Origin of the sequence: Pseudomonas sp. EL_65y_Pfl2_R96 (assembly GCF_963970905.1) — a bacterium.
GTDB lineage: Bacteria > Pseudomonadota > Gammaproteobacteria > Pseudomonadales > Pseudomonadaceae > Aquipseudomonas.
Genome location: NZ_CAXAQH010000011.1, coordinates 99,035 through 118,751 on the forward strand (window position 1 = coordinate 99,035; position 19,717 = coordinate 118,751).

13 protein-coding genes are annotated in these 19,717 nt (G+C 60.7%); 11 read left to right on the forward strand and 2 right to left on the reverse strand.

What is annotated here, in order from left to right; translation table 11 throughout:
- Nucleotides 1-61 precede the first annotated feature (61 nt).
- The 9 genes from bcsQ to AACY49_RS14010 are packed head-to-tail and all read left to right on the forward strand — an operon-like array spanning nucleotide 62 to nucleotide 14,777.
- On the forward strand, nucleotides 62-1,222 hold the full coding sequence (gene bcsQ, locus AACY49_RS13970; protein WP_339524463.1) for a cellulose biosynthesis protein BcsQ: 1,161 nt from the start codon (nucleotides 62-64) through the stop codon (nucleotides 1,220-1,222).
- Entirely contained in the window at nucleotides 1,219-3,450 is a 2,232-nt protein-coding gene (gene bcsA, locus AACY49_RS13975) for a UDP-forming cellulose synthase catalytic subunit (RefSeq protein ID WP_339524464.1), read from the forward strand. The genes bcsQ and bcsA overlap by 4 nt, the downstream gene beginning before the upstream one ends.
- A 41-nt stretch (nucleotides 3,451-3,491) precedes the next feature.
- Nucleotides 3,492-5,750 carry a cellulose biosynthesis cyclic di-GMP-binding regulatory protein BcsB gene (gene bcsB, locus AACY49_RS13980; protein ID WP_339524549.1) on the forward strand — a complete coding sequence of 753 codons (2,259 nt, stop codon included), beginning with the start codon at nucleotides 3,492-3,494 and terminating at the stop codon, nucleotides 5,748-5,750.
- A gap of 7 nt (nucleotides 5,751-5,757) precedes the next feature.
- Nucleotides 5,758-6,999 (forward strand): cellulose synthase complex periplasmic endoglucanase BcsZ, encoded by a 1,242-nt coding sequence (gene bcsZ, locus AACY49_RS13985; RefSeq protein WP_339524467.1) that lies wholly within the window; start codon nucleotides 5,758-5,760, stop codon nucleotides 6,997-6,999.
- A complete protein-coding gene (locus AACY49_RS13990) occupies nucleotides 6,975-10,838 on the forward strand; it encodes a cellulose biosynthesis protein BcsC (protein ID WP_339524469.1) in 3,864 nt (1,287 codons plus the stop codon). Before bcsZ ends, AACY49_RS13990 begins: the two co-directional genes overlap by 25 nt.
- Nucleotides 10,839-10,855: 17 nt before the next feature.
- Nucleotides 10,856-11,524 carry an SGNH/GDSL hydrolase family protein gene (locus tag AACY49_RS13995; RefSeq protein ID WP_339524471.1) on the forward strand — a complete coding sequence of 223 codons (669 nt, stop codon included), beginning with the start codon at nucleotides 10,856-10,858 and terminating at the stop codon, nucleotides 11,522-11,524.
- Entirely contained in the window at nucleotides 11,521-12,195 is a 675-nt protein-coding gene (locus AACY49_RS14000) for an alginate O-acetyltransferase AlgF (RefSeq protein ID WP_339524473.1), read from the forward strand. Before AACY49_RS13995 ends, AACY49_RS14000 begins: the two co-directional genes overlap by 4 nt.
- An 18-nt stretch (nucleotides 12,196-12,213) precedes the next feature.
- Entirely contained in the window at nucleotides 12,214-13,623 is a 1,410-nt protein-coding gene (locus tag AACY49_RS14005; protein WP_339524475.1) for an MBOAT family O-acyltransferase, read from the forward strand.
- Nucleotides 13,623-14,777: an alginate O-acetyltransferase AlgX-related protein gene (locus AACY49_RS14010; protein ID WP_339524477.1), complete on the forward strand. Its 1,155-nt coding sequence runs from the start codon at nucleotides 13,623-13,625 to the stop codon at nucleotides 14,775-14,777. The genes AACY49_RS14005 and AACY49_RS14010 overlap by 1 nt, the downstream gene beginning before the upstream one ends.
- A 75-nt stretch (nucleotides 14,778-14,852) precedes the next feature.
- On the opposite strand, the gene AACY49_RS14015 is transcribed toward AACY49_RS14010, so the two are convergent.
- A complete protein-coding gene (locus AACY49_RS14015; RefSeq protein ID WP_339524479.1) occupies nucleotides 14,853-15,566 on the reverse strand; it encodes a FadR/GntR family transcriptional regulator in 714 nt (237 codons plus the stop codon).
- Nucleotides 15,567-15,935: 369 nt separating this feature from the next.
- Here AACY49_RS14015 and AACY49_RS14020 point away from each other — a divergent pair, with 369 nt between their 5' ends.
- Complete coding sequence (locus AACY49_RS14020) at nucleotides 15,936-17,282, forward strand: MFS transporter (RefSeq protein ID WP_339524481.1); 1,347 nt, start codon at nucleotides 15,936-15,938, stop codon at nucleotides 17,280-17,282.
- Nucleotides 17,283-17,306: 24 nt separating this feature from the next.
- Nucleotides 17,307-18,650 carry a glucarate dehydratase gene (gene gudD, locus AACY49_RS14025; RefSeq protein ID WP_339524483.1) on the forward strand — a complete coding sequence of 448 codons (1,344 nt, stop codon included), beginning with the start codon at nucleotides 17,307-17,309 and terminating at the stop codon, nucleotides 18,648-18,650.
- Between the two features lie 39 nt (nucleotides 18,651-18,689).
- Here gudD and AACY49_RS14030 read toward each other — a convergent pair whose 3' ends face one another.
- Nucleotides 18,690-19,562, reverse strand: coding sequence for a LysR substrate-binding domain-containing protein (locus tag AACY49_RS14030; RefSeq protein WP_258699948.1), 873 nt, complete (start codon nucleotides 19,560-19,562; stop codon nucleotides 18,690-18,692).
- Nucleotides 19,563-19,717: the final 155 nt, after the last annotated feature.

A 19,717-nucleotide genomic window follows, 5' to 3' on the forward strand; every position in this document is an offset into this window, starting at 1 on the left:
TAAACCTTATTAAGTTAATGGAATGCTGAGTTTCTAAGTTATTTCATTCCCGGTACAACGCATGAAATATGTAGACGACATTACGAAACTCTTTACACGTTTTGGCGCCAATGCGGAGAGTTATCAGGAAATACAACCGAACTACAAAGATTTCAAAAACGACCCGGTTACGGTGGCTGAGCCAGAGCCGGAGGTGACATTGCCTCCCCCAACACCAGCGCCCCCTGTGTTTCTACTCGATGAACCACCGCCTTCTTTATTGAGTGGCGCGCCGGTCGAGCCTGTGAGGAATGTTGTCCTCCCGCTACCTTCGTCCAAAGCCCCTCCCCTGACCGAGCCACCTGCGAGTTCTGCTACGGGTGATCGTCAGCGATTGGGTGACCTGTTGCATGAACTCAATCAAGTTCGTAGAGACGGTCTGCCAGAAACGACTCGCAAGCGGACCCAGGCGAAGGTCATTGCTATCGTTTCGGCGAACGGTGGGGTGGGTAAAAGCACCCTCGCCGCTGGCCTGGCGAAAACACTTCGGCGCCCTGGCGGGCGAACCATCGCGATTGATCTGGACCCTCAGAACGCGCTGTCCAGCCACTTGGGTATCACCAGGCAGGTTCCTGGGCTGCTCCAGCTCAAAGAACAGGAAGCAGACTGGGGCGCCCATCGCCTGCCGGGCTTTAGTGACAGTGAGTGCCTGCCCTTCGGCACTGGCGAGGTGAATGATCGCCGATTGCTCAAGCAGTTGATGCTTGAAGATTCTGACTGGCTGAATCAACACCTTGCGTCAATGAACCTCAGCGAAAACGATACCGTGATCCTGGACACGCCTTCGGGTGCCACCATCTATTCGCAACAGGCCCTCGACGCCGCCGATCTGGTGCTGGTGATGACGGTGGCCGACGCGGCCTCCTACCTGGCACTGGACACCATGACCCAGTGGCTGGAGAGCAGCCGACGGCGCGCGCAGCAGCACCGGTATGTGCTCAACCAACGGGATGACTCGCGTTCGTTCTACAGGGACATGGGCGTGCTGTTTCTGCGACGGCTCGGCGCTAACCTGATCGGGACGATCCGCCTCGATCACCAGTTCAACGAGTCGCTGGCCTATGGTCGGGACCTGCTGCAGTACGCACCTGAGAGCAGTGGCTGTCAGGATATTCTTTCGCTGTCAGGCGCGGTCCATGCCCTGCTTTTCGCGGATACTTCCAGCCAGCAGGGCACGCCATGACCGCCCAGCTGAATCAGTTACCTGCAAAGACGTGGTGGTTGCAGGGGCTACTGGATACTGTCCAGGCTCGCGTCAGTCGATGGCCCCTGCATTGGCGCCAAGGCCTGAAGATCTCAGCCGGGCTGATCGCGGCATTGTTGGTACTGGGTATCCTCACTGCGCCGCTGAATCTGTATTCCCAGGCCGCGTTCGCCGCCGTCTGTTTTGCCGCCAGCCTGATCATCCGCAAGCAAGCCGGGCGTCTGGCGATCCTGACCCTGATCAGCCTCTCGCTGATCGCTTCGCTGCGTTACATGTACTGGCGCCTGTCCGACACCCTGGATTTCGACAACTGGCAGGATGCCGTATTTGGCTACGGACTGGTGCTGGCCGAACTGTATGCCTTGCTCGTCCTGGTCTTCGGCTATGTACAGACCGCTTGGCCGCTGCACCGCAAACCGCAGTTTCTGCAACAGCCGCCCGCTGAATGGCCAACGGTAGACGTCTTCATTCCCACCTATAACGAAGCATTGGGCATCGTCAAACTGGTGGTGCTCGCGGCTCAGGCCATTGACTGGCCCGAGGGCAAACTGCGGGTGCACATGCTCGATGACGGGCGCCGGGAGGAATTCAAGGTTTTCTGTCAGCAGATTGGTGTCAACTACATCACCCGCGACAACAACCAACATGCCAAGGCCGGCAACCTCAACGAGGCACTCAAAGTCACCGATGGCGAGTTCATTGCCATATTCGACGCCGACCATGTGCCGACCCGCTCCTTCCTGCAGATCGCCATGGGCTGGTTTTTAAAGGACCCTAACCTGGCGTTGCTGCAAACGCCGCACTTTTTTTATTCACCCGATCCGTTTGAAAAAAACCTTGATACCTTTCGCTCGGTACCTAATGAAGGTGAGCTGTTCTACGGCCTGGTGCAGGACGGCAACGACCTGTGGAACGCGGCCTTCTTCTGTGGTTCCTGCGCGGTCATCCGGCGGACTCATTTGCTGGAGGTCGGCGGCATCGCCACCGAAACCGTGACGGAGGATGCGCACACCGCACTCAAGCTCAATCGCCGTGGTTTCAATACCGCTTACCTTGCCATTCCACAAGCGGCGGGCCTGGCCACCGAAAGCCTTTCCCGACACATCAGCCAGCGCATACGCTGGGCGCGGGGCATGGCGCAGATTTTTCGGACCGACAATCCGTTGTTTGGCAAAGGACTGAACCTGGGGCAGCGCATCTGCTACCTCAACGCCATGATGCACTTTTTCTACAGCCTGCCCCGTCTGGTGTTCTTGACCGCACCCTTGGCCTACCTGTTTTTCGATGCGCAGATTTTCCATGCCTCGGCGTTGATGGTCACGGTCTATGTACTGCCGCATATTTTCCATTCCAGCCTGACCACCTCCAGCATCCAGAGGCGCTTTCGCCATTCCTTCTGGAACGAAGTATATGAGTCGGTATTGGCCTGGTACATCATGCGACCGGTGCTGCTGGCCCTGATCAGCCCATCGCTGGGAAAATTCAATGTGACCGACAAGGGCGGCACCATTGAAAAGGACTATTTCAACTGGAAGCTCGCGCGGCCTTACATCGTCCTGCTGACCTTGAACATGATCGGTCTGGCAATCGGCATGGTGAAACTGATCGGGAGTGATTCGGCCCAGGCCACTACCCTGCTGATCAACCTGGCCTGGACCGTGTACAACATCGTCATCGTCAGCACCGCCGTGGCGGTGGCCACTGAGTCCTCTCAGGTGCGCAACGAACCCAGGGTGCCCGCGGATCTGCCCGTGCGCGCCTATCGCAAAGACGATACCTGGTTCGATTGCACAACCCGGGACTTCTCACAAAACGGCGTGGGTCTGGCACTGCCACCGCAGGTTCAGCTCAGCGTCAATGAGAAGCTGCGGCTGTGCATTCTGCGCACACCTCCCTCGAGCCTCTTCCCCGCAAAAACGGTTTTCAGCAACGACAACGTGGCGGGCGTGCAATTCGAGGCTCTGACCCTGCGCCAGCAAAGCGAGCTGGTGCGACTGACCTTCTCACGGGCCGACACCTGGGCCAACACGTGGGGTAACGGCCGCCTCGACGCGCCCATGTCGGCGTTGCGCGAGGTCAGCAGCATTGGCTTGCGCGCCATCCTGCGCTTGTTCGTTGCAACTCTAAAGGACAGCCAGGCGCTGCTGCGTAAACGCCCGGACGCTCCATCACCTATCGACTCCACCGCGGACGCGCAACGATCTTGAATCCTTCCACTCGCCGGACCTTTCTTCCTCGTCACTCACTCATGCTGATCGCCTGCTCGTTAATGGGCTGGAGCGGCTGGGCGTTGAGTGCTGTCGCCCAAATCAGCGCCACAGAGCCGGCGGTGACGCCGGTCGCATCGTTGCCCGGGACCGATGCCCCGAGCAACAACTATACCCGCACCCTCAAGGAGCTGGGCAAAAGCTATTCGATGACCCTTAAAGGCGCGGAAGCTACCGACAGTGTGAATTTCGATGTGCGCGCCGATGAAGTCGTCACGGCTGCGCAGGTCACACTGCAGTACAGCTACTCACCGGCGCTGCTGGCCGATCTTTCGCAAATCAACGTGCTGATCAACGATCAAGTGGCCGCCAGCCTGCCCCTCCCGAAGGAAGAGGCCGGTAAATTGCAGACCCGGACCGTGCAGATTCCGCCGCAGACCATCACCGAATTCAACCGGCTCAGCCTCCAGTTCATCGGTCACTACACGATGCAATGTGAAGACCCTTTGCACTCCAGCCTGTGGGCCAGGATCGGCAACGAGAGCCAGCTGAGTCTCCAGGTGTCCTCGATTAAACAGCCCAACGACCTGTCCGCTCTGCCGCTTCCCTTGTTCGATCGTCGAGACGCCTCGCTCCTGAAGCTGCCCTTCGTGTTCGCCGGGCGCCCGGGCGGCCCTGAGCTTGAGGCCGCCGGTATCCTGTCGTCCTGGTTTGGCGCCCTGGCCAGCTACCGCGGCGCAACCTTCCCCGCCAGCCTCACCAGCCTGCCGGCCAAAGGCAACGCCGTGGTGTTTGTCAGCGGCAGCGAATCAACGACCTTGAGTGGCTTGCCGATCAAAGAGGCCACGGGGCCGACATTGACACTCGTGAGCAACCCGAATGATGCTCAGGGCAAACTATTGATCGTTTCCGGGCGTGATGGCGCCGATCTCAAGGTCGCCGCGACAGCGCTGGCCCTCGGTGGCTCGGCCTTTTCCGGGCAGAGCGTGGTGATCGACCGGATCAACTCGCTCAAGCCACGCCGACCGTACGACGCGCCTAACTGGCTGCCCTCCGATCGCCCGGTTCGCCTGGGTGAACTGGCGAGGCCCGCAGAACTCAATGTGTCGGGTTATAACCCGGGACAAATGACGGTTGCGCTACGCCTGCCACCCGACCTGTTCAACTGGCGTGAGCCCGGCGCGCAACTTGACCTGAAATACCGCTATACGCCGCAACCGGTCTCCACCAATGCCTCATTGCTGGTCAACTTCAACGACACCTTCATCAAGTCGATCGATCTGCCTTCGATCGAGAAACTCGGCAACAGCAACAGCCTGCTGGCAATGCTCAAAACCGACGACAGCCTGGCCCGCACGTCGCGCATGCTGTTACCGCTCAATTCCGTAGCGCTGCAATCGCGCCTGCAATTTCGCTTTATGTATGACTACATCAAACAGGGCGAATGCCGCGACATCATCATCGACAACATGCGCGGCGTGATCGACCCGGACTCGACCCTGGACCTCAGCCAATACGAACACTTCATGGCCATGCCCAACCTCGGGGTGTTCAAGGACAGTGGCTTCCCGTTCACCCGCATGGCCGACCTTTCTGAAACATCGGTGATCCTGGCCAACGAGCCAGACCCGGCCGAGCTGAGCGCCTATCTGACCCTGCTGGGCCGCTTCGGCGACTCCACCGGTTATCCGGCCACCGGCTTGAAGGTGGTCCACGCCGATCAGGTGGCCGAGCAACGCGACCGGGATTTGCTGGTGCTCGCCTCGGGCAACAATCAGCCGCTGCTGGAGCAATGGCAAAGCCTTCTGCCGGCCAAGGACGAAGAAGCTGCGCAGTACTTTGAACTGTCTGACCTGCCCTTGCGTCTGCGCAACTGGATCAGCCCGGACACGAAAACCAATCTGCGTGAAGCGCGCAGCAGCCTCAGGTTTACCGCTGAGGGCGGCAGTGCGTATCTGACTGGATTCGAATCGCCGCTCAAGAGCGGGCGCAGTGTGGTGTTTATCGCCAGCGCAAGGCCCAACGGCTTGACCGACGTGACCAACGCCCTGCTCAGCAGCGAAGAAAATGCCCACGAGTTGCAAGGCAGTCTGGTGGTGGTCAGGGGCAAGCATGTCGAATCCCTGGTCGCCGAGCAGGATTACTATGTCGGGAGCTTGGGCCCATTGCGCTATCTGCAGTGGTACCTCTCGCAAAACGTAATAGCGCTCATGCTGTTCACCCTCCTCGGGGTCCTGCTGCTTGCTTCGCTAGCCTACCTGGCCCTGCGCTTACGGGCCAAACGTCGTCTTGGTCAATGAGCCGCGCATGCCTGTGTCATCCATGAGCGGCCGAGGTGTTTCACTTTGCCAGTGCCTGCGCGGTAACGCGCGCAGGTTGAGCGCCGTGCTTGCGCTTGCCCTGCTGGCGCCTGCGATAGCGGCCGGGAAATCCTGCGAGTCGCCAGCCTGGCTACTGTGGCAAACCTACGCAACGCGCTTCGTTCAAGACGACGGTCGTGTTCTGGAATCGAGCCTGGAGAACAATCACAGCACCTCTGAAGGGCAGGCCTACGGCATGCTCTTCGCACTGATCGGCAACGATCAGCCACGCTTTGACAAACTCTGGCGCTGGACCTCGGCCAACCTCGCAGGCTCGGCCACCGCTACACGCCTGCCGGGCTGGTTATGGGGGCAAGGCACGGACGGTCAGTGGCGCCTGCAAGACGCCAATTCGGCCGCCGACGCCGACCTGTGGATCGCCTACGCCCTGCTCGAAGCCGCGCGCCTGTGGCATCGGCCTGACTATCACCAGGACGCCCTGCACCTGATGGCGACGATTGAAGCGCAATTGGTCGTCAAACTGCCCGGGCTGGGCCCGATGGTATTGCCCGGACCACAGGGCTTCGTCCAGCCGAACGCTCTTTGGCGGCTGAACCCCAGCTACCTGCCACTGCCACTGTTACGGCGGCTGGCCAAGGAAGCACCCGCCGGGCCCTGGCAAGCGATTGCCAACAACACCGCGACTATGATTGCCCAATCGAGCCACCACGGTTTTGTCGCTGACTGGGTCGGCTATCAAGGCACTTCAGCGCAATCGGGTGCCTTCGTAAACGACCCGATCAACGGCGACACGGGCAGCTACGATGCCGTTCGCGTGTACCTCTGGCTGGGCATGAGTGATACCTCCGAACCGCTGGCGGCGCTCCTGCTCAAACGGCTGGGCGGCATGGCCCGCAGCACGGTCGCGACGGGTTCTCCTCCGGAAACAGTCCAGGTTCTCTACGGCAGTGTTCAGGGTCAGAGCCCGTTCGGATTCCGGGCTGCACTGATTCCCTACCTTGAGGCCAAGGGGCTACCCAGGTTGGCCGATCAACAACGACGCCGCGTGGAACTCGCCTTGCACGAGGCGCTGGCCAGGCCTGATGCCAATGCCGGTGCGCCGCGTTACTACAACTTCATGCTTAGCCTGTTCGCGCTCGGCTGGGCAGATAAACATTACCGATTCCGGGAAGACGGAACGCTGAAACTCTCCTGGGAGACCGCATGCACGCGCACCACCTCACGTTAGCCATCGCCGTCATGAGCGCATGGACGGCCGCTGCTGCCCACGCTCAAAGTCCGACACCACAGACATTACTCGTCGAACAAGGGCAGTACTGGCAATTGCACAACAACCCTCAACGCGCGGCGGAAGTCTGGCTGAAAGTCCTGCTGCTGGACCCGGTCCAGGTTGACGCACTGTATGGCCTGGGCTTGATCGGCGTGCAACAGGGCAAGCCACAACAGGCGCAGCAATACCTCGCCCGCTTGCAGGCCATCCAGCCACCGCCCAGGCAGGCACTGCAATTGGCGCAGGACATCAGCGTGGCCCAACCGCAGAACCAGCAGCGTCTGGAAGAGGCTCGGCGTCTCGTCGATGCCGGTGAGCGCGACAAGGCGACCGCCGTATTTCGCTCGCTGTTCGATAGCCGTCCACCCCAAGGTACGATCGGCCGCGAGTACTACAACAACCTTGCCTTCAATCAGGCGGACTGGGCTGAAGCACGCGGTGGATTTCAGCGCCTGCAACGTGAGATGCCCAACGACTCGATCGTCGCGCTGTTTTACGCCAAGCATCTGGTCCGTCATGAAGACAGCCGTGCCGAGGGCATCCGCGCCCTGGCGGCGCTGACCCAGCGTACCGACATTGCCGGTGATGCCGACGAAAGCTGGCGCCTGGCGCTGACCTGGATCGGTCCGCCCAACCCGGCACAAGTGCCGTTGTTCGAGGCGTACCTCAAGACGCATCCGGATGACGTGGAAATCCGGGCGCAGATGAACAAGGGCAAGCAACAGCTGGCAACGACGGCCAGCAAGGAATGGCAACCGCCCGCCGAAGTCGCGCGCGGCCTGAAGGCGCTCAAAGAAGGCGATCAGGCCACCGCCGAACAGGCTTTTCAAGCACGCTTGAAAAGCCAGCCCGATGATGCTGACGCGCTGGGCGGCCTTGGGGTTGTTCGCCAGCAGCAACACCGACTGGTCGAAGCGGAAAAGCTCTTGAGTCAGGCCACACGACAACACGACGGCAGCCACTGGCAAGTTGCGCTGAACGAAGTGCGCTACTGGTCTGCGTTGCAGCAGGCCCGCGACGCCCAGGCCAAAGGCCAGACAGCCCAGGCACAGGTCTTGGTCAACCAGGCGCTGCGGCTCAATCCAAACGGGATGGACGCTCGCCTCGCCCTGGCGGATATTCAGGCCAGCGCGGGGCAGTTCGATGATGCTCAGCGCACCTATCGCCAGATATTGAACCTGCGCCGTGACGACCTTCAAGCACTGGAAGGGCTGGTCAATGTGCTGCTCAAGAGCGGCAAGAACGATGAAGCCCTGCAACTGATCAACAGCCTGCCCGCCACCGGACAGGTAAAGATCGGCCAGTCCGCACGCCTGCAAGCCTTGCGCACGACGCAACTGGCCGCGCTCGCCGAACAACGCAACGACCTGCCCGCTGCCCGCAACGCCTTGCAAGACGCGCTGCGCGTTGAGCCGGACAACGTCTGGACGCGTTTCGCCCTGGCCCGCCTGAACCTGGCGATGGGCGAACCGCAAAAGGCTCGGGACCTGATCAACGCCATGCTCCAGGCCCACCCCGACAATGCCGATGCGCTTTACGTCAGCGCCTTGCTGTCGGTCCAGATGGGTGAGTGGAAAGCCGCCCAGACAACATTGGGACGCTTGCGCCCCGACCAGCGCACCCCGGACATGGAAGCGCTGGCCGCTGATGTCAGCCTCAACCTGCAACTCAGCCAGGCGATCGAATTGGGCAAGCGCGGACAGCGCCAGGAAGCCCTGACCTTGCTCGATCGTATTCAGCCGATGGCCAATAACAGTCCGGATCGCACGGCGAGCCTGGCTTCGGCCTATGTCGACATCGGCGAACCGACCCGTGCACTGGCCCTCATGCGCGGCCAGTTGCAACACACCACGGCGCCCTCGGCGGACTTCATCCTGCAATACACCGCTGTCCTGCTAAAAACCGGAGATGACGCACAGGTCAACGAAATTCTGCGCGACCTTCAGAACAGGCCCTTGAACGCGCCGGCTCGCAAGCGTTTCGACGACCTGCTCTATCTCTATCGCATCCGCCAGGCTGACCAGCTGCGTGAACGAGGCAATCTGGCCAGCGCTTATGACACGCTGGCGCCCGCACTGGCGCAACGTCCCGGTGACAGCGCTGCCGTCGCGGCGCTGGCGCGGATGTACTCGGCCAACGGCGACACGGCAAAAGCCCTCGAACTCTACAAACCGTTGTTACAACGTCAGCCAAATGACCCGCAACTGCTGTTGGGTGCCGCCAACGCGGCGGTGTTGGCACATGACACTGCCTTTGTCGAACAGGCACTGCAACAACTGCTCAAGACCGAATCCGGCAACCCTCAAACGCTGACAGAGGCCGCCCGCCTCTACCAGAACATGGGCAAGACCGGCACGGCGACCGATCTGCTGCGCAAAGCGGTGGCCATTGAACAGAGCGAGAAACGCAGAAGCCAGGGCGGTCAATTGGCCGGTTCGACGGTGGCGCCCAACCCTTTTGCCGGGGTGTCGGGTTCACGTAACGAAGTCAGTCGCGATACCTTGCTGGCAGCAATCCCGCCACCGGCTCAAGCGATGCCGGGCAGCGTGAGGTCTCACCCCCCTTTTGGCATCGACGCCCCGCCAAGGCCGCAGCAGGCGAGCAATGCATTCGAGTCGCAGCTGCCGCGCGCAGCACTGGTGAGCGAGGACATCAGCCCCGCGCAACTGGCGCTGAATAAAATCCTTCAAGAGCGCAGTGCCTACGTCACCCAGGGCGTGAGCATTCGCAGCAACAACAGTGAGTCGGGATTGAGCAAACTGACCGACATTGAAACACCGCTGGAAATCAATATCCCGCTGGATGAAAGCCGCGTCGCCCTGCGCGTGACGCCGGTCTCGCTGAACGCCGGCAGTGCCAGCGGCGAGGCACTGCAGCGTTTCGGTAGCGGTGCGCAGAGCGACGGCGTCGGCTCGCAAAAAGCCGAGGGTGTCGGCCTTTCCGTCGCCATTCAACGGCCCGCCGATGGGCTCAAAGCCGATCTCGGTACCACCCCGCTCGGCTTCAAGTACACCACCGCCACCGGCGGCATCAGCATTGATCGCCCGGTGAGCGACACTTCAAATGTCCGTTACGGCGTGAGCGTTTCCCGGCGCCCGGTGACTGACAGCGTCACCTCGTTTGCCGGCACCACGGACAAACGCAGCGGGCAGTCTTGGGGCGGCGTGAGCGCCAACGGCGGGCGTGGACAGTTGAGCTATGACGACAACGAAGTCGGCGTCTATGGCTACGCCTCCTGGCACAAGCTATTGGGCAACCATGTCGAGTCCAACAACCGCAGTGAACTGGGCAGCGGTGTGTACTGGTATCTGCAAAACGCGACGGACAGCAAGCTGACCGTCGGCCTGAGCATGACCGGCATGAGCTACGCCAACAATCAGGACTATTTCACCTATGGCCACGGCGGCTATTTCAGCCCGCAGACGTTCTTCGCCCTGGGCGTGCCAGTGACCTGGGCACAACGCACCGGGCGCTTGAAGTATCAAGTCAAGGGCTCGGTCGGCGTGCAGCATTTCGAGCAGGACAGCGCCGACTACTTCCCGAACGACAAAGCCCTGCAGGCGGCCTCGGGATTGCGCTACGAAGGGCAAAATAAAACCGGGATCGGCTACAGCGTCGCTGCGGCGGCTGAATATAAGGTCGCTTCGAACTTCCTGCTGGGCGCCAATCTGGGCCTGGACAACGCCCGCGACTACCAACAACTCAGCGGTGCTTTGTTTTTGCGCTACCAGTTCGAGGAGATCAGCGGCCCCATGAGCCTGCCGGTCAGCCCGTACACCTCGCCTTATTCCAACTGATCATTCTGGAGCTTTCGATGCCTACTTCTGCCCTTGCCGGCCTGACTCTTCTTGTTCTTGGGGAGAGCCATATGAGCCTCGCGGACCATTTGCTGGAGCCGCTGCACGACAACCTGACTCGCCAAGGCGCGCAGGTTCATTCCATCGGTGCCTGCGGTGCCAGCGCCGGCGACTGGCTGATCAGCAAAAAGGTCGACTGCGGCGCCGAGCGCAAAGGCAACGACAAGATCGTGATCAAAGGGCGCGAGGCAACCACCACACCGATCCAGGACCTGATCGCCGCCGACAAACCCGACCTGGTGGTACTGGTCATCGGCGACACCATGGCGTCCTATGACAAGCCGGTGTTTCCGAAGGCCTGGGCATGGAAAAGCGTCACCGGCCTGGCCAAGGCCATCGCGGCCACCGGGACCCGTTGCGCCTGGGTGGGCCCGGCCTGGGGCAAAGCCGGTGGCATGTACCAGAAGAATGATGCGCGCACCCAGTTGATGTCGCAGTTTTTGGCCGCGAACGTGGCGCCTTGCACCTATATCGATTCGCTGACGCTCTCCAAACCCGGTCAATGGATCACCACTGATGGGCAGCACTTCACCGTCGCCGGTTATCAAGTATGGGGCACTGCGATTGGCGGTGCGCTGGCCAAACTGCCCACCAACACCGTCAGCAGCACAGGAGCCGGCAAATGACCCGATCCACATGTGGCTGGGCGCTGTTCGCGCCCTTGATGCTGAGCCTGCACGCCCAGGCCGCCAACATTGCCCTGTACCCGACAGGCCCGGATCAAGACTCGGCCTTCCTGCGTTTTATCAACGCCGCCGACCGCCCCTTGCAGCTGCTGGCCGAAGGCTCTCGGGCAAGCCTCAGACTCGAGGGCTCGAATGCCGTGTCCGACTACCTGCCCGTGCCCGCCAACCAGCCGATCAAGGGCACCCTGGAACGCAACGGCAAAAGCCAGCCGCTGGACATCCAGGTGGCAGCAGGCGAATTCGCCAGCGTGATCGCTTTGCCAGACAGCGCTCAAGGTATCCGCCAGGTCGTCATCCGTGAGCAGCCCGACGACTTCAATAGCCTGAAGGCTTCGCTGGCGTTCATCAGCGCCGATCCAGCGTGCACCCAGGCCGGTTTGCGCGCAGCGGGGAAGAACGCCGACCTGTTCAAGGAGGTGGCCGACGGCAGCGTGCAACGCCGAACGATCAACCCGGTCAGCCTGTCGGTTCAATTGGTTTGCGCCCAAACCAACGTCGGTGCCCCCCTTGACCTGGGCCAGCTCAAGGCCGGCGAACGCTACAGCGTTGTGCTGCTACCTGGCGCAAATGGCCCTTACCTGCTGCTCGCGACTGACGTCCTGGCCCACTGATCGGATCGCGCCATCACCATGGTTTTTGCCTCTCTCGAGTTTCTGACGTTGTTCCTGCCGCTGTTCCTGTGTGCCTATGCAGTGTGCCCAGCCACCTGGCGCAACGTCACGCTACTGATCGGCAGCTGGCTGTTCTATGGCTGGTTGAGCCCTCGGTTCCTTGCTGTGCATGTACTGCTGACGATCACAGCGTGGGCCGGCGGCTTGCTGATTGACGCCTTGCGGGAAGAAGGCAAGGACCGCGTGCGGCTACTCGCGATGCTGATCGTGCTCAACACGGCGGTGCTGTGCTGGTACAAGTACGCCAACATCGTCGCCGGCACGCTGATCGATGCCGTCGCCGGGTATGGCGCCATGCCGCTGGACTGGCAGCGGGTCATCATGCCGGCCGGGCTATCGTTTATCGTCTTGCAGGCGATTTCCTATCTGGTGGATGTGCACCGCCGCACCGTGCCCGTCGAACGCAGCTTCATCCATTACGCCACCTACATTTCGATGTTCGGCCATTCGGTCGCCGGCCCCATCATTCGCTATGACTGGGTTCGGCGCGAGCTGAATCAGCGTTACTTCAACCTGCAGAATTTCTCGCTGGGCGCACGCAGGTTCATGGTCGGGATGTGCATGAAGGTCCTGGTGGCCGACACCCTGTCGCCCTTGGTCGATGTGGCGTTCAGTTTGCCGAACCCCAGTTTCTCTGACGCCTGGATCGGCTGCCTTGCCTACTCCCTGCAACTGTTCTTCGACTTCGCCGGCTACAGTGCCATGGCCATTGGGCTGGGACTGATGCTGGGTTTTCACTTTCCCGAGAACTTCGACCGTCCGTATCTGGCCAACAACATCCAGGACTTCTGGCGTCGTTGGCACCTGTCGCTGTCCAGCTGGTTACGTGACTATCTGTATATTTCGCTGGGCGGCAATCGCAACGGCACCTGGAAAACGTATCGCAACCTGTTCCTGATCATGGCCATCGCCGGTCTCTGGCACGGTGGCGACAGCTGGAATTATCTGCTGTGGGGCAGCGCCCATGGCATTGCGTTGTGTGTGAACCGTGTCTGGAACAGCTCTACCCTGCCCCCGGTACCGCCGGTGCTTTCCCATGGGCTGACACTGCTGTTCGTCTGCCTGGCCTGGACACTGTTCCGCGCCCCCGACTTTCATAGCGCGCTGAGCCTGTATGCCGGACAGTTCGGCCTGCAGGGCATCGCCCTCGGTGACGAACTGTCCGCAACCCTGCGCCCGGTACATGGCCTTGCGGGTTTGCTGGGTGTGTTCGGTGTCATCGCACCGCTGCTGCGCCCTTACCGTGAGAAACGACTGGGCGGCCTTGTGTTCTACACCGGCGCCCTTTGGCCCATCGCCGGTTTCATGCTGTCGTTCGCACTGATTGCCAGTCGCGAAACCGTACCCTTCCTGTACTTCCAATTCTGATGACGAGCCTAAAGCACACCCCGCCCCCCACTCAGGCAGATGATCTGGCGACACGCAGCAGTCGGTTGGCCGGCGTGGCGCTGCTGATATTCCTGTTCGTCGGACTGCTGTCCTCTGGCCGTTTGATCGTTTCAGGGCAGATCTCGCTGTTACCCGATAAAGTGCTGACCCCGCAGATTTTTGACGGCGATATCACGCATCGGATCGCCAAGGAACTGTCGAACGCTCAGCTCCCCACGACCTTCGCCAAGCTGGAGCGCGGTGTCAGTTGGCTGCTGCTCAAAGACACCGGGCCGAGGGTTCGCTCGGGTTGTCCTGATTGGTTGTTTTTGGTCGATGAGCTCAAGGTCAATCATCAAGCGCAGCGCAATGCCGATGCCAAAGTCCAGGCAGTGATTGATCTGAAGCAGCAGCTCTCCCTACGTGACATCAGCCTGCTGGTGGTCATCGTTCCAGACAAGAGCCGCATTGCTTCCGAGCAGCGTTGCGCACTGCTCCGCCCCGCCGCTCTCGAGGGGCGAATCCAGGCCTGGACCTCGAAGCTGGATGTGGGTGGTGTGGCGAATCTGGACCTCACCGGTGCGCTGACGCCACTGGGGGCCAGTGCCTATCTGCGCACCGATACGCACTGGAGCGAATCCGGCGCGAAGGCGGCGGCCGATGCCATCACACAGCGCCTGAAGACCCTGGGTATCAGCGCAATGCCACGCAGGTCGTTCAACGAAAGTCATGCGCCGCTCGCGGTGCGACCTGGCGACCTGGTCCATCTGGCGGGCATCGACTGGCTGCCGCTCAAATGGCAACCCGCACCCGAAATGGTCGCCCAAACCAGCACCCACGAACTTCCCGTTGCGTCAGCCGACAGCCCTGACACTGAGGCCGACCTCTTTGGCGATGCCGACCTCCCCAACACCGCACTCATCGGCACTTCATTCTCGCGCAACTCCAACTTCGCAGGGTTTGTGCAGCAGGCACTGGGCGCCCCCGTGGGTAACTTCGCCAAAGACGGCGGCGCGTTCTCTGGCGCGGCGAACAGCTACCTCAACAACCCGGCCTACAAGGAAACGCCGCCAAAGCAAATCATCTGGGAAATCCCGGAACGGGACCTGCAGTCGGCTTACATCGACCCCATTGCCTATCGCTCGTTGCGGTAGGCCAATCGCGAATCTGGGCCGTACAGGTTGGAAACGAGCCCGCAAACAGGGTGCTATCGAGGAGACCAACGGCGACTACCGATCAGCCGAAAAGCGGTCACGACTGTTCGTCAGGTGCAACCACATCGCCGCCCGCGCCGCATCCGGGTCCTGGCGCTTGATAGCGTTGAGAATCGCCTCGTGCTCAAGGTTGGCGAGTTGCCCGAGCTTGCTCAAGTCCGCCGACCCGCGCTCGGCGGCATTGACGCGGGTCCGGGGGATCATGGCGCTGCCCAGGTGCTGCATGATCTCGGTGAAACATACGTTGCCGGTGGCCTCGGCGATCAGCAGGTGGAAGCGTTTGTCCGCCTCGACGCAGCTGTCATTGTTGGTCAGCAAACGTTGGTAGTCGTCCAGTGCTTCACGCATTTGCGCCAACTGCTGGTCTGTGCGACGGATCGCCGCCAGTGCGGCGGCCTGGGTTTCCAGGCCCATGCGCAACTCCAGAATACTGCGCACGCCCAGCGCGGTATCTACATTGAGCCTTAGCCCTTGATCGGGCGCACGCTCGAGGACAAAGGTGCCGATGCCATGACGGGTTTCCACCAGCCCCGAAGCCTGTAATTTCGAAATCGCCTCGCGCACCACCGTGCGACTGACTCCATGTTTCTGAACAATGGTGTTCTCCGAAGGCAGCTTGTCCCCCGGCAGCATCTGCCCCAGCAGGATGCTCTGCGTCAGCTCGGCCACCAGGTCATGGGCCAGGTTGTGGGAACGTTTGCGGGCAGGTGCCTCGAGGCCTTCTTGCATGGTGATTATCCGTAAAGCAGGGCTATTCGGATCGTAGCACTGCGCTCGCTCCTCGGTGACCGGATTTTCGATTAAACGGCGCCAAACTTGTATGACAACACTCAATAAACACGCCAAAACAGAGGATTTAAACTATCGAATCCAAGCGCCCTGTCGTAATAAAGAAAAAATCACCGACTGAACAAATCCCGACACAAACCCAACAAATACGCCATTAAAACCTATTAAACGAATAAAAACCCTCCCACCCAGCACCATTTTGTTGAGAGACCGCACTTGTAGGACAAAAAAACCTAGTTGTATGATGTCTATCAACAACGCAGCACCCAGCCACACCCCGCATAAAAATAACGAGTGGGAGAAAAATAAGTGAATACATCCATACCCGGGATGAACGATGGCGCCGATTCGGTCCTGCAATCCGCCATCTCAAAAGTGAAACGCCACGTCCTGCCGCTGTTCGTGATCATGTTCATCGTCAACTACATCGACCGCGTGAACATCGGCTTCGTCCGCGCCCACATGGAACATGACCTGGGAATTGGCGCTGCCGCCTACGGCCTCGGTGCCGGCCTGTTTTTTATCGGTTACGCGCTGTTCGAAGTCCCCTCCAACATCCTCCTGCAAAAAATTGGCGCGCGAATCTGGCTGACCCGCATCATGCTGACCTGGGGCCTGGTGGCCGCTTGCATGGCGTTCATTCAGAACGAAACCCACTTCTACATCCTGCGTTTTCTGCTGGGCGTCGCCGAAGCCGGGTTCTTCCCCGGGGTGATTTATTACTTCACCCGCTGGTTGCCCGGCGTGGAACGCGGCAAGGCGATTGCGATCTTCCTCAGCGGTTCGGCCATCGCATCGCTGATCTCCGGCCCGCTGTCCGGTCTGTTGCTGCAAATCAACGGCTTGGGTATGCACGGCTGGCAGTGGATGTATTTCATCGAGGGCATGTTCTCGGTCGGGCTGTGCGTGTTCGTCTGGTTCTGGCTGGACTCCAAACCCCACGACGCCAAATGGCTGACCGTTCCTGAGCAGGACGCGCTGGTCAAAGCCATCGACGACGAACAACTGGCCCGCGAAGCCGCGACGCCGATCAAACCGTCGCTGGGCACGCTGCTCAAGGATCGCCAGATCATCCTGTTCTGCCTGATCTACTTCTTCATCCAGTTGACCATCTATGCCGCGACCTTCTGGCTGCCGAGCATCATCAAGAAGATGGGCGACCTGAGCGACATCCAGGTCGGCCTGTTCAACTCGATTCCGTGGCTGCTGTCGATCGTCGGCATGTACGCCTTCGCCTCGCTGTCGGGCAAATGGAAGCACCAGCAAGCCTGGGTCGCCGCTGCCTTGCTGATCGCTGCTGCGGGGATGTTCATGTCCACCATTGGCGGGCCGATTTTCGCCTTCGTTGCGATCTGCTTTGCTGCATTGGGTTTCAAATCAGCCTCGTCGCTGTTCTGGCCGATTCCTCAGGCGTACCTGGATGCGCGGATCGCCGCCGGCGTGATTGCGCTGATCAACTCGGTGGGCAACCTCGGCGGCTTCGTTGCGCCGACCACCTTCGGCTTGCTGGAAGAACACACCGGTTCGATCCAGGGCGGGCTCTACGGCTTGGCCGCCACCTCGATCATCGCCGCGATCATCGTCTTCGCCGCGCGCAATAAACCGAAACCCGCACCCGTGGTTGCCCTGGGCAAACCAGCACCTAATCACGCCTGAACATTGGTTTTGAAGGACAAGAAAATGAACCCACAAGAAGCCGCAAAAGCCCCGATCATCACCAGCATGCAGGTAGTTCCGGTGGCCGGCCACGATGGCATGTTGCTCAACCTGAGCGGCGCCCACGGCCCGTTTTTCACCCGCAATATCGTGATCCTCAAGGACAGCGCCGGCCACACCGGTGTCGGCGAAGTGCCAGGTGGCGAACGCATTCGTCAAACGCTGGAAGATGCGCGCGCACTGGTGGTCGGCAGCCCGATCGGCACCTACCAGAAGATCCTCAATCAAGTACGTCAGACGTTTGCCGATCGCGATGCCGGCGGTCGCGGCCTGCAAACCTTCGACCTGCGCATCACCATTCACGCAGTCACCGGGCTGGAAGCCGCCCTGCTCGATCTGCTCGGCCAGCACCTGGACGTGCCGGTCGCCGCGCTGCTTGGCGAAGGCCAGCAGCGCGACGAAGTGAAGATGCTCGGTTATCTGTTTTATGTCGGTGATCGCAACGAAACCGATCTGGCCTACCGCAGTGAACCGGACGCCGACATTGACTGGTTCCGTGTGCGCCACGAAAAAGCCATGAGTGCCGATGCCATAGTGCGCCTGGCCGAAGCCGCCCACGCCCGTTATGGCTTCAAGGACTTCAAACTCAAGGGCGGTGTGTTGAGCGGCGACGAGGAAATCGAAGCGGTCACGGCCCTCGCCGAGCGTTTTCCCGATGCGCGCATCACCCTTGACCCGAATGGCGCCTGGTCGCTCAAGGAAGCCATCCGCCTGTGTCGGGATCAACATCACGTTCTGGCTTACGCCGAAGACCCCTGCGGTGCGGAAAACGGTTACTCGGGCCGTGAAGTCATGGCCGAGTTCCGTCGCGCCACGGGCCTGAAAACCGCGACCAACATGATCGCCACCGACTGGCGGGAAATGGGCCACGCGATCCAGTTGCAGTCGGTGGACATTCCCCTGGCCGATCCGCACTTCTGGACGATGCAGGGCTCGGTGCGGGTGGCGCAGATGTGCCATGAATGGGGCCTGACCTGGGGTTCGCATTCCAACAACCACTTCGATATTTCCCTGGCCATGTTCACCCACGTCGCGGCGGCTGCTCCGGGTGAGATCACGGCCATCGACACCCACTGGATCTGGCAGGACGGCCAGCGCCTGACCAAAGCGCCGCTGCACATCGTCGACGGCTGCGTGCAGGTGCCGAAAAAACCTGGCCTGGGGGTTGAGCTGGATGTGGATCAACTGGCCAAGGCCCATGAGCTGTACAAAAGCATGGGGCTCGGCGCGCGGGATGACAGCGTGGCGATGCAGTTTCTGATTCCGGGGTGGACATTCGATAACAAGCGGCCGTGCCTGGTGCGCTAGGCCTCGAGAACACTGCAAGCCCACACACAGGGTTTTGTATTAAATCGAAGCTTGCAGCAACCAGTCCTTGAACACGGCCATCGCGGAGGTTTCGGCGCGCGACTGCAAGCGGGTCAGCCAGTAGCTGCCGGTGGTGATACCGATGGCGAACGGTTGCTCGATTGCACCCGCCGCCAGTTGCCGGGCAAACATCAGCGGCGGCGCCAAGGCAACGCCCGCACCTTGCAGCGCAGCCTCCATCATCGCCAGCGACGAGTCGAAGACGATACTCCGGGGCAGCACGGCATGGGCCGAAAAACCGGTCGCCTGAAACCACTCCGGCCATTCGTCCGTGCGGTAGGAGCGCAACAGTGTTTGTTGCAACAGGTCCGCAGGCGTGTGCAATTGCCGGGCGATCTCTGGAACGCAGAGCACCGACAGCGGCGCCTCGATCAACCGCACCGCTTCAATCCCGTGCCACGCCCCCGCGCCAAAGCGAATGGCGTAATCCAGGCCTTCGGCGGCCACGTCCACCCGGTTGTTGTTGGTCGACAGGCGCAAATCTATGAACGGATGTTTCTTCTGAAAGTCCGCCAATCGCGGCAACAGCCAACCAACCGCGAAAGTCCCCACAGCGCCCACCGTCAGCACCTCGCGAAAATGCCCGCCCTCGAAACGCTCCAGGGTTTCGGCGATCCGGTCGAAGGATTCGCGCAAAACCGGCAACAGGGTTTCACCTTCGCTGGTCAGCATCAGGCCGCGGGGCAGGCGTTTGAACAAGGTCACGTTAAGCTGGGCTTCAAGGCTTTTGACCTGATGACTCACCGCCGCCTGCGTGACGCACAACTCCACCGCCGCTCGCGTGAAACTCAAATGGCGCGCCGAAGCCTCGAAAGCACGTAGCGCATTCAGCGGCAGATGAGGTCGAATCATGCCCACTCCCAAAATTTTCTAATGGCTCATCCGAAATATCGTCGTTTGTCGGCGCTCGCCAAACTGCCTAGATTTGGCTCGCCCAGCAGCGGACCGGCTTGAAAAACCGCTCGGAGTGTAGCGGTTAACACCACGAACAATCATGGAAAGTGACT

Coding starts and splice junctions, on each gene's coding strand:
- bcsQ (WP_339524463.1), top strand. CDS start 62: ATGAAATATGTAGACGACATTACGAAACTCTTTACACGTTTTGGCGCC.
- bcsA (WP_339524464.1), top strand. CDS start 1,219: ATGACCGCCCAGCTGAATCAGTTACCTGCAAAGACGTGGTGGTTGCAG.
- bcsB (WP_339524549.1), top strand. CDS start 3,492: ATGCTGATCGCCTGCTCGTTAATGGGCTGGAGCGGCTGGGCGTTGAGT.
- bcsZ (WP_339524467.1), top strand. CDS start 5,758: ATGCCTGTGTCATCCATGAGCGGCCGAGGTGTTTCACTTTGCCAGTGC.
- AACY49_RS13990 (WP_339524469.1), top strand. CDS start 6,975: ATGCACGCGCACCACCTCACGTTAGCCATCGCCGTCATGAGCGCATGG.
- AACY49_RS13995 (WP_339524471.1), top strand. CDS start 10,856: ATGCCTACTTCTGCCCTTGCCGGCCTGACTCTTCTTGTTCTTGGGGAG.
- AACY49_RS14000 (WP_339524473.1), top strand. CDS start 11,521: ATGACCCGATCCACATGTGGCTGGGCGCTGTTCGCGCCCTTGATGCTG.
- AACY49_RS14005 (WP_339524475.1), top strand. CDS start 12,214: ATGGTTTTTGCCTCTCTCGAGTTTCTGACGTTGTTCCTGCCGCTGTTC.
- AACY49_RS14010 (WP_339524477.1), top strand. CDS start 13,623: ATGACGAGCCTAAAGCACACCCCGCCCCCCACTCAGGCAGATGATCTG.
- AACY49_RS14015 (WP_339524479.1), bottom strand. CDS start 15,566: ATGCAAGAAGGCCTCGAGGCACCTGCCCGCAAACGTTCCCACAACCTG.
- gudD (WP_339524483.1), top strand. CDS start 17,307: ATGAACCCACAAGAAGCCGCAAAAGCCCCGATCATCACCAGCATGCAG.
- AACY49_RS14030 (WP_258699948.1), bottom strand. CDS start 19,562: ATGATTCGACCTCATCTGCCGCTGAATGCGCTACGTGCTTTCGAGGCT.